This window comes from Streptomyces sp. NPDC059900 (genome assembly GCF_050270335.1).
In the GTDB taxonomy this organism is placed as follows: Bacteria; Actinomycetota; Actinomycetes; order Streptomycetales; family Streptomycetaceae; genus Streptomyces.
Window position 1 is genome coordinate 1 of record NZ_JBNNJZ010000307.1, and the last position, 9,853, is coordinate 9,853.

General features: G+C 70.8%; 10 protein-coding genes and 1 pseudogene. 7 read left to right on the top strand and 4 right to left on the bottom strand.

The window, feature by feature from the left end:
• Positions 1 to 135 precede the first annotated feature (135 nt).
• The gene (locus ACQKIP_RS30105; protein WP_365865360.1) at positions 136 to 378 is read left to right on the top strand and encodes a DUF5133 domain-containing protein; all 243 of its coding nucleotides are present in this window, start codon (positions 136 to 138) and stop codon (positions 376 to 378) included.
• Positions 379 to 613: 235 nt separating this feature from the next.
• On the opposite strand, the gene ACQKIP_RS30110 is transcribed toward ACQKIP_RS30105, so the two are convergent.
• Positions 614 to 940, bottom strand: a complete 327-nt coding sequence (locus ACQKIP_RS30110) for a plasmid stabilization protein (RefSeq protein WP_365865362.1) — start codon at positions 938 to 940, stop codon at positions 614 to 616.
• 617 nt (positions 941 to 1,557) lie between these two features.
• On the opposite strand from ACQKIP_RS30110, the gene ACQKIP_RS30115 reads away from it, so the two are divergent.
• The 3 genes from ACQKIP_RS30115 (at position 1,558) to ACQKIP_RS30125 (ending at position 4,297) form a co-directional block, all read left to right on the top strand.
• Positions 1,558 to 2,406, top strand: coding sequence for a SigB/SigF/SigG family RNA polymerase sigma factor (locus tag ACQKIP_RS30115; RefSeq protein ID WP_365865364.1), 849 nt, complete (start codon positions 1,558 to 1,560; stop codon positions 2,404 to 2,406).
• Between the two features lie 341 nt (positions 2,407 to 2,747).
• Positions 2,748 to 3,212 (top strand): peroxiredoxin, encoded by a 465-nt coding sequence (locus ACQKIP_RS30120; protein WP_365865366.1) that lies wholly within the window; start codon positions 2,748 to 2,750, stop codon positions 3,210 to 3,212.
• 23 nt (positions 3,213 to 3,235) lie between these two features.
• A complete protein-coding gene (locus ACQKIP_RS30125; RefSeq protein ID WP_365865368.1) occupies positions 3,236 to 4,297 on the top strand; it encodes a protein kinase family protein in 1,062 nt (353 codons plus the stop codon).
• A 9-nt stretch (positions 4,298 to 4,306) separates the two neighbouring features.
• Here ACQKIP_RS30125 and ACQKIP_RS30130 read toward each other — a convergent pair whose 3' ends face one another.
• The 3 genes from ACQKIP_RS30130 to ACQKIP_RS30140 are packed head-to-tail and all read right to left on the bottom strand — an operon-like array spanning position 4,307 to position 6,767.
• The gene (locus ACQKIP_RS30130) at positions 4,307 to 4,669 is read right to left on the bottom strand and encodes an STAS domain-containing protein (protein WP_365865369.1); all 363 of its coding nucleotides are present in this window, start codon (positions 4,667 to 4,669) and stop codon (positions 4,307 to 4,309) included.
• On the bottom strand, positions 4,666 to 5,955 hold the full coding sequence (locus ACQKIP_RS30135; RefSeq protein WP_365865371.1) for a PP2C family protein-serine/threonine phosphatase: 1,290 nt from the start codon (positions 5,953 to 5,955) through the stop codon (positions 4,666 to 4,668). Before ACQKIP_RS30135 ends, ACQKIP_RS30130 begins: the two co-directional genes overlap by 4 nt.
• Positions 5,955 to 6,767, bottom strand: coding sequence for an alpha/beta fold hydrolase (locus tag ACQKIP_RS30140; protein WP_365865372.1), 813 nt, complete (start codon positions 6,765 to 6,767; stop codon positions 5,955 to 5,957). Before ACQKIP_RS30140 ends, ACQKIP_RS30135 begins: the two co-directional genes overlap by 1 nt.
• A gap of 352 nt (positions 6,768 to 7,119) precedes the next feature.
• Here ACQKIP_RS30140 and ACQKIP_RS30145 point away from each other — a divergent pair, with 352 nt between their 5' ends.
• The 3 genes and pseudogenes from ACQKIP_RS30145 to ACQKIP_RS30155 form a co-directional block, all read left to right on the top strand.
• Positions 7,120 to 7,530, top strand: coding sequence for an ATP-binding protein (locus ACQKIP_RS30145; RefSeq protein WP_365865374.1), 411 nt, complete (start codon positions 7,120 to 7,122; stop codon positions 7,528 to 7,530).
• Between the two features lie 191 nt (positions 7,531 to 7,721).
• On the top strand, positions 7,722 to 8,222 hold the full coding sequence (locus ACQKIP_RS30150) for a hemerythrin domain-containing protein (RefSeq protein WP_365865375.1): 501 nt from the start codon (positions 7,722 to 7,724) through the stop codon (positions 8,220 to 8,222).
• A 57-nt stretch (positions 8,223 to 8,279) separates the two neighbouring features.
• Positions 8,280 to 9,853: pseudogene (locus tag ACQKIP_RS30155) on the top strand (ABC transporter); the annotation flags it as partial.

Here is a 9,853-nt window from a genome sequence, read left to right on the forward strand (position 1 = left end):
GAGCCACGGCTCCGGCGCTCGCCGCGCCGACGCATGCCAGGGCCGGCGTGAGCGTCGCCTCACCGCGATTGATCTTCCACACCCGGGGCACACGGGCGAAGCGATGATCGCATCGCAAGACCCGAGAGGATTCCCATGCTGCTGGCTCACCCCGTGGTCCTGGACGACCTGATGGAGCGTTACAAGGCCCTGGCCGTCCTGCGGGCCGACCAGGGAAGCCCAGAAAGCCGTCAGGAGTACGAGGACGTCGCGTACAGCCTGTGCCTGGCCACCGGCACCAGCGACATCGACGCCGCCCTGGTGGCCGCGAGCCACCAACTGCCCGGCGCCCGTCCCGCCGACGACTCGCTCCTCTCGGACGACGCCCTGGTGGGCTGACACGCCGAGTCGCCCGCAGCGCCCCGGGTTCGGCCACTGTGGCCACTCCGGCCGCGCGGAAGGCGTCGGCCGGCCGCACCCCAATGCGGCCGGCCGACGGGGCCAAGCGTCCGGGGCCGTTCCGACGCTTCGCTTCGCACCCCGCGCCCCGGGTTCCCCATTCGTATCCCGGCATGCACGCCGCATCGGGTGAAATTCCCGATCGGCCTCGGCCAGCGGGAGGCGTGCGGCAATATCAGTGGCCGAGAGCCTTCTTGAGTTGCTGCTTGTTCATGGACGAGCGGCCGTCGATGTTCTTCTTCCTGGCCTCCGCGTACAGCTGGTCCTTGGTCGGCCCCTGCGCGCCGCTGTGCGAGCGCTCCCCGCCCCGCTCGTACGCCGACTTCTTGTCCTGCGTGGACGTCTTGCTGGCCGTCTTCGACTCGCCCGAACGGGCCCGTTCCTTGTTCACCGTGCGGGAGGCGATCTCCTTCGCGCGTTTGGTCGAGCCTCCGCGGTCCTCGACGCTCTCCTTGATGTGCTCGTACTGGCGTTCACGCTTCTTGCTCGCTCCGGCAGGCATGTGATGCCCCTTCCTCATCGGTGGGTCGATCTCATGATTCGCGCTGGTCCGACGGCCCGCACGTCGGAGACCCGGCACGGCTGTTCCCCCGTTGCGGGACCACCGTGCACTTCGGGCCCGCGGCCGAAGCGATGCCGCTGCGCCGAACGCCCGCCCGCCCGAGGGGCATTGTTGTCGGCGCGGTGTTGTCGGCGCGGTGAACTGCCGGTATGCGGGCCACCGGCTGAACCGACTGCGCATGCCCATGGCACATCCTTCCCTGCGTCCGCGGTGCCCGCGCTCGGCGGCGGGCGCCTTCTCCAGGCTCGCCCGGGCGGGCTGCGGCAGCGAGCCGGGCGGCATGGCGGCGCGGCTGCCAGGTACCCGGGAAGTACCAGGTGATGCGTCGGTCCGGCGGTGCGCGATCAGTGCGCCGCGGACCTTCGCGGACGGAGCTCCGGAAAATCCGTCCCGCCGATCGTTGTTTCCTCTCCGAGTCGAGGGGCAGGCGTACTTCGTGCTTCGGACCGGAGGCGCATCCGCGGGGAGCGGTGTATCTCCTCCCGCTGGATGTCCGGCTCCGGGTCATCCCGTTTCTCGCGGTCAGTTGTTCGCCCACCGTTGAGGAGCGTATTTCGATGCTTACCGATGCCACCGCACCAGCCGCCAGTCGTCGCACGGGACGCCCCCACGACGACGCCCCCGACACCAAGGCCGCCGCAGCCCATCTCGCCACGCTCGACGGCGGACCCGAGTACGACCTGCTCTGCGAGGAGATCGTGACGGCGTGGCTGCCCATGGCCAACCGCCTCGCCGGCCGGTTTCGCAACAAGGGCGAGAACCTCGAAGACCTGCGGCAGGTCGCCGCGATGGGCCTGATCAAGGCGGTCAACCGGTACGAGCCCGAGCGCGGGGCCTTCGAGAGCTACGCCGTGCCCACCATCACCGGAGAGCTGCGCAGGCACTTCCGCGACCGCATGTGGGACGTACGGGTGCCCCGGCGCGTGCAGGAGCTGCGCAACAAGGTGCGGGTGGCGCGCCGCGATCTCATGGAGCAGCCGGGCGCGGACGCCGAGCCCAGCACCGCGGACCTTGCCGAGCACACCGGCCTCACGGAGGCCGAGGTCCGTGACGGCCTTGAGGCCCTGACCAGTTACAGCGCCCTGTCGCTCGACGCCGAGATCTCCGCGGACCCCGACGGGTTCAGCCTTGCGGACACCCTGGGCGCCTCCGACCCCGCCTACGACTTCATCACCGACCGGGAGGCGGCCAAGGCCGGTCTGCGGCGGCTGCCGGAGCGTGAGCGGACCATCTTGTACCTGCGCTTCTTCGAGGACATGACGCAGAGCAAGATCGCCGAGGAGCTCGGCATCTCGCAGATGCACGTCTCGCGTCTCATCACCACCAGCTGTGCCCGGGTCCGCGCGGAGGCCGTCCGCGGCGACGAGAGCACCGAGCAGGGCACCGCGCACGCCAAGGCGGCGTGACGGCAGGTCTCGTGTGCGCCTGGTGCGCACACGGCTGATCGGCCCCTGGGGCACCAGGGCGGCTCCAGGGGCTCCGACGTGGTGCCCGCGGCGAACCAGGCCGCGGGCACTGCTCCTTACCGCCGAGTAGTATCGCGGGGCAGAGGCCGGTGCTGATGCCGGCCACTGCCAGAGCAAGTGCCGGCATCCGTGCCTGCGCTCGTGCCCGGGCCCGTGCTGTGCCCGGGCCCGTGCCTCGTGCCGTCGCGCCGTGAGGAGAACCCCGTGCCCGTCCACCCCCCTCGTCCACCGCTCGCTTCCGCTTTGCCTTCCGTCGTCCGTACCGGCCGAGGAGCGCAGCGATGACCCGCATCCAAGTCGGCTCCGTCGTCCAGGACTTCACGCTGCCCGACGAGACGGGCACACCCACGGCGCTCTCGTCGCTGCTGTCCGAGGGCCCGGTGGTGGTGTTCTTCTATCCGGCGGCGATGACGCCCGGCTGCACGGCCGAGGCATGCCACTTCCGGGATCTGGCAGCCGAGTTCGCGGCGGTGGGCGCCCGGCCGGTGGGGATCAGTTCGGACCCCGTCGAGCGCCAGAGCGAGTTCGCGGGACGGCACACGCTCGGCTTCCCGCTCCTGTCGGACCCGGAAGGCGTGGTGCGCGGGCAGTTCGGCGTGGCACGCGGCTTCGGCCCGCTGCCGACCAAGCGGGCCACTTTCGTCATCGCCCCAGACCGCCGCGTCCTGGAGGTGGTGCGCAGCGAGTTCCGGATGAGCGCCCACGCGGACCGGGCCCTGACGGCCCTACGCTCAGCCGCCCGCTAGATCCCGCCGCGAAAGGCCCCGGCATGTCGTCCCGCGGATCACGTCTAGCCGCCCACGAGGCCGTGTCCACGTCTCTGGCCCGGCACAGCGACGAGCGCCTGCTGGATCTCCTGGACACGGCCTCCCCGATGGGTTCCGGCATCGGCGGGAAGTCGGCCCTGCTGGAGATCTCGGGTGTTCCGGTCTTCGTCAAACGGGTGCCGCTCACCGATCTGGAGCGGCGGCCGGAGAACACCGGGTCCACGGCGAACGTCTTCGGGCTTCCGGTCTTCTGCCAGTACGGGATCGGCGGCCCGGGATTCGGGGCCTGGCGGGAGCTCGCCGTACACACCCGTACGACGGACTGGGTGATCTCGGGGGCCTGCGCGAACTTTCCCCTGATGTACCACTGGCGGGTCCTGCCCGACTCCACGCCCCTGCCCGGGGAACTGGCCGACGTCGAAGAGGCGGTGGCCTACTGGGGCCGCGGAGCGCGGGTGCGCGACCGGATCGAGGCGCTGCGGGACTCCTCGGCCTGCGTCGCGTTGTTTCTGGAGTACATCCCGCAGAACCTGCACCAGTGGCTGGGCGGGCGGCTGGCCGCCGGCACCGATGCCGCCGAACGGGCCTGCACCATGGTGGAGAAGAGCCTGGAAGCCGGCACCGCGTTCATGAACGCCCGCGGTCTCCTGCACTTCGACGCCCACTTCGAGAACATCCTCACCGACGGCCGCCGCCTCTACTTCGCCGACTACGGCCTCGCGCTGTCCTCCCGCTTCGAACTGTCGCGGCAGGAAACCGACTTCTTCGACCGGCACCGGACGTACGACCGCGTCTACGCGCTCACCTACCTGGTGAACTGGCTGGTCAGCGCCCTGTACGGGTACGGCAGGGACGACCGCGAGGCACAGATCCGCGCATTCGCCCGCGGCGAGCGTCCCGCGGGCATTCCGGCGGCGGCCGCCAGGCTCATCACCCGACACGCACCGCTCACCGAAGTGATGGTGGGCTTCTTCCGCAGTCTCCAGTACGAGACCAGGAAAACTCCCTACCCGCTGGAGGAGATCCGCCGCGTCGGCCGCGCGTACCGCCCGCCCATCGGCTGATCACCGGGCTCAGGGCCTGGGCGCCGTCCGTGTCCAGGCGGTTTCTGCCTCCCGGGCAGTGGTGAAGGCGGGGAAGACCTCGGCCAGGCCGACCACGCCGAAGATACGGTTGATGCAGTTGGGCACGGCTGCCAGGGCGATGTCCGCGCCGGCGGCCAGGGCGTGGTTGCGGGCGGCGAGGAGGGCGCTGATGCCGCTCGAGTCGCAGCACGTGAGGCCGGTGAGGTCGATGACGAGCTGCTGGCCTGCCGACAGGGGCAGTCCGGGCAGGAGGTCGCGCAGCCGGGAGACGCTGTCATAGTCGAGTTCGCCGGTCAGTTCGACGACGGGGCCGGCGGCGGTGGTCCGGGTGCGAATGGTGAGCTGGGTCACTGCGGCTCTTCACTGGTGGGTCGGGGCACGCTGATGGCCAGGACGGCGGTGTCGTCGTCGACGCCGGTGCCGAAGGTGTCGAGCAGGTCGCGGATCGCGGCGACGGCGCCCGCAGCGTTGGTGGGGGCGAGCGCACGGGCGAAGCCGAGGAGGGCTTCGTCGCCGTAGCGGCCGTCGTCGCTGTTCGAAGCCGTGTGCGCCTCGGTGAGGCCGTCGGTGTACAGCAGCAGGGTGTCCCCCGCCGTGAGGCGGATGCTGGTGGTGGCGATGTGGGCGTCGGGCAGGACGCCGATGAGCTGCCCGCCGGGGGTGGGGATGTGGTCTGCGCTGCCGTCCCCGCGCAGGAGCAGGGCCGGCGGGTGGCCGCCGCCGGCCAGGGTGACGCGGAAGCCGCCCTGGTCGGTGTCGGGGGCGAGCAGGCCGAAGACGACGGTGCAGAACCGCGGGTCGTCGCCGGTGTATTCGTGGTTGAGGACCGTGTTGAGGTTGCTCAGGACGGCGGCCGGGTCGGGGTCGTAGACCGCGGCGGCCCGCAGCGTGTAGCGGGCCAGGGAGGTGACGGCCGCGGCGGCGGCGCCCTTGCCGCACACGTCGCCAAGGAACAGTCCCCAGGTGCCCGCGGCAAGCGGGAAGAGATCGTAGAAGTCGCCGCCGACCGTGTCCGTCGAGGCGATGTGGTAGTACGCGTCGACCTCCAGGCCGGGCACGCTCACCAGGGCCGGGGGCAGCAGGGTCTGCTGGAGGGCGGTGTTGATCCGCTTGAGCTCTTCGCGTTCGCGCTCCGCCTCCTGCCGGGCGCGCAGCAGCTCGGTCTCGTAGGCGCGGCGGTCCCTGGCGTCGAAGACGGTGGTGCGGATCAGCAGCGGCTGCCCGTCGCCGCCGGTCTTGACCGTGGAGGTCACCAGGACGGGAAGGCGGCCGCCGTCGGCCGCCTTCAGCTCCAGGGCGATTCCGCTGACCTCGCCCTGCATGCGCAGCAGGGGTCCGAAGTGCGTCTCGTGGTAGAGCCTGCCGCCCACGGTCAGCAGGTCGGAGAACGTCCTGCGGCCCACCAGGTCGGCGCGGGCGTGGCCGAGCCAGTCGAGGAGCGTCGTGTTGATCTTGGCGATGGTGCCGTCGAGGAGCGTGGAGAGATAGCCGCACGGCGCGTGCTCGTACAGGTCCTCGACGCTGTCCTCCAGGAGCGCGGAGAACGCCGCGTGCTCGTCGCCAGGCCGCTCGCCGCGGTCCGGGCCTTCACCGCGGTCCGGACGCTCGCCGCCCCCGCCGTCGCTGGTCTCGGACATCATCGCGCGACGGCTTCCGTGAACTCCGAGATGGCGGCCGCCGTCTCTTCGGGCGCGGCGAGCTGGGGGCAGTGCCCGGTCGCGTTGAGGGTGACGAGGCGGCTGCCGGGGATCTGCGCGTGGACGAAGGCTCCGACCTCCGGGGGCGCGATCGCGTCGCTCGAACACTGCGCGACCAGGGCGGGAACACTGACCCGTGCGAGGTCGTCGCGGTTGTCGGAGAGGAACGTGACGCGGGCGAAGACGCGCGCGATGTCCGGGTCGGTGCGGCAGAAGCTGTTCGTCAGCTCCTCGCCCAGTTCCGGCCGCCCGGGATTACCCATGATCACCGGAGCCATGGCGCCCGACCAGCCCAGGTAGTTCGCGTCCAGCGAGCCGAGCAGTTCGTCGATGTCCCCGGCGCTGAACCCGCCGCGATAGCCGGTGGCAGGGTCATCGATGAAGCACGGCGAGGGGGCGAGCAGGACCAGGGCGGCGAAGGCCTCCGGCTGCCGGGCCGCGGCGAGGACGCCCATCATCGCGCTCACCGAGTGCCCCACGAACGTCACCGGGCCGAGATCCAGCTCACGGCAGATCTCCAGGATGTCCTCCGCGTATCCGTCCAGCGACGAGTAGCGCTCCTCGCTCCACGCCGACAGATCCGAACGCCCGGCACCCACATGATCGAACAGCACCACGGTGAAGTCACTCTCCAGGAGCGGAACCACCAGGCGCCACATGTTCTGGTCGCACCCGAACCCGTGCGCCAGCATCACCACGGGTCCCCCGTCGCGACCGGTCACCGTCACGTAGTTCCTGCTCAGCGCTGCCATGCGGCACATCCTCGCAGAATCCCCGGCGGCCGCTTCCCGGCGGTCGCGGGTGGGCGCGTACGGGCGCGGGTACGGTCCCGGCACCGGAGTGCACCTGCCGCAGGGGCGGTCGCTCAGGGCAAAGGTCTGTCACCATGTTCTCGACTGCACTCGCTGGCACGGTACGGGGCCGGGCAAACACCGCGAATCCGTCCGACGGGACGGCGGGTTCGCTCGAACGGATTATCGATCCGGGTCAGACCTGTATGTACCGCGTCCAGCAGGGTAGGGGAGCGCAGACAACGGGGATGAAGGTGGAGAGGAAATGGAGTCAGCCGGCATTGACGGCGACGGGCCGTCGGTAACTCACACCATGAGTGTCGCCGTCCCACTGAACGGCGGGGACTCCTCCATCGCCGAGGCACGCCACCTCGCGGTCGACTTCCTCACGCGCGCCCGGGCGGACCAGAACGTCCCCGTCTCCGCCCGCGCGATGGACCTCACCCAGCTGGTGGTCAGCGAACTGGTCACCAACGCCTGCAAGTACGCCCCGGGGCCGATGCTGATGGAGCTGAGCATCGTGGACGCGGCGGTGGCGGTGACCGTGCACGACAGCGCCACAGCCCGGCCCGTCGCCCGCACCGAGGACCCGCTCAGGATCGGCGGGCACGGCCTGGAGATCGTCATGGCCGTCGCCCAGAATTTCGACGTGCACCCCGAACCGGCCGGCAAACGCATCACCGCCCGCATCGCCCTGTCCGGCGAACCGGGCACCGCCCGCTGAGCACGCCCTCGGCAGGGACGCACACCACACCCCCGACAGGACGTACGCCGCGCTTCGGTAGGCCGCAGGAGTGACACACGCGACGGCCGGGTACACGGGGCACCGCGCGGGAGCGGTGCGCACGCTACGTATCTGTACGAAGGCACTCACCGCACCGCGCCCCTGTGCCCCCTGCCGAGAAGGAGCCCCGCATGCCGGAGAAGGCAGCGTCGACCGACGTCGTAGAGCTGATCCTCGACGATCACCGGCGGATGGAGGAGCTGTTCCGCCAGATGCGCAGCGTGGAGGCCGAACGGGCCGAGGCCCTGCGGGAGTTCGCCGATCTGCTCATCGCGCACGCGCTCGCGGAGGAACGGGACGTCTATCCCTCGCTCAAGCGCTACCGGGACATCGACAACGACGAGGTCGAACACGGCGTCGAGGAGCACGAGGACGGCAACAAGGCGCTGCTGGCCCTCCTGGAGGTCAAGGACGTCGGCTCCGAGGACTGGGACGACAAGCTGGAGAAGCTCGTCGAGGCGGTGGCCCACCACACCGACGAGGAGGAGCGGACGATCCTCAACGGCGCACGCGAGAACGTGGCCATGGAGCGCCGCGAGGAACTGGGCACCGCCTTCACCGAGGAACGCGCCAAGCAGTTGCGGGCGGGGTGCGGAGACATCGACAACGTCCGGCGCATCGTGGGGGCCTGACTGTCTTTCATTCGCGTGGCGGCCAAGCCCGGCGGCCCGAACGGTTAAAGACATGCCATGGAAGATTCCGCGGCTGAGCACTGCGTGCGTGTCCTGGGCGCCAACGAGCACAACCTGCGCAACGTGGATGTGGACATTCCGCGGAACGCGCTGGTCGCCTTCACCGGCATCTCCGGTTCGGGCAAGTCCTCGCTCGCCTTCGGCACGCTCTACGCCGAGGCCCAGCGCCGCTACTTCGAGTCCGTGGCGCCGTACGCCCGCCGGCTGCTGCAACAGGTCGGCGCGCCGCACGTGCAGGAGATCACCGGACTGCCGCCCGCCGTGGCCCTGCAACAGCGCCGCGGGGCGCCCAGTTCACGCTCGACGGTCGGCACGCTCACCACTCTGTCCAACCTGCTCCGCATCCTCTACTCCCGTGCCGGGACCTACCCGCCGGACGCCGGACGCCTTGAGGCCGAGGCGTTCTCGCCCAACACCTCGGCCGGCGCCTGCCCGCAGTGCCACGGCCTGGGCGCGACTCTCGACGTCGCCGAAGATCTGCTCGTCCCCGACCCTTCGCTGAGCATCCGGGACGGCGCGATCGCTGCCTGGCCCGGCGCCTGGCAGGGCGCCAACCTGCGCAGCATCGTGAGCGGTCTCGGCATCGACATCGACCGACCGTGGCGCAGGCTCAGGAAGAAGGACAGGCAGTGGCTGCTCTACACCGACGAACAGCCCGCCGTCCTCATCGAGCCCGAGCCTGGCCGTGTCGACTACGGCTACCACGGCACGTTCTGGAGCGCCCGCAAGCACGTCATGCACGTTCTCGCCGACTCCAAGAGCCAGCGGATGCGCGACCGCGCGCTGCGGTTCGTACGGAGCGTGCCCTGCCGCGCGTGCCAGGGCAGCGGCCTGCGGCCCGAAGCGCTCGCGGTCACCTTCGCGGGCCGGTCCCTCGCCGAGGTCAACGCGCTGCCGCTGGCCGAGGTCGCGGCCCTGCTGCGGCCCGTGGCACAGCTGCCGGAAGCGTCGACCGACCGGTCCGGGGAGAACACCGAGGCAGCGGTGCGGATCTGCGCCGACGTGGTCGCCCGTATCGAGGTGCTGCTCGGCCTGGGCCTCGGCTACCTCAGTCTCGGCCGCCGCTCGACGACCCTCTCGCCCGGCGAGGCACAGCGCCTGCGGATCGCCACCCAGCTGCGCTCCGGGCTCTTCGGCGTGGTCTACGTGCTCGACGAGCCGTCCGCCGGTCTGCACCCCGCCGACGCGGAGCCCCTGCTCGATGTCCTCGACCAGCTCAAGGCGTCGGGCAACTCACTGTTCGTCGTGGAGCACGACATGGACGTCGTACGCCGGGCCGACTGGGTCGTCGACATCGGACCGGGCGCCGGGGAGGCCGGTGGGCGGGTGTTGTACAGCGGTCCGGTCCCCGGCCTCGAAGCGGTCGAGGAGTCGGCCACCGGCCGTCATCTGTTCGGACGCGCCCGGCCCGCCACCCGCCGCCCCCGCAAGCCGCAGGGCTGGCTGCACCTGAGCGGCGTCTCCCGGCACAATCTGCACGACGTGTCCGTCGACGTGCCGCTCGGCGTGCTGACGGCGGTGACCGGAGTATCCGGCTCCGGGAAGTCGACCCTGGTGACACAGGTGCTCGC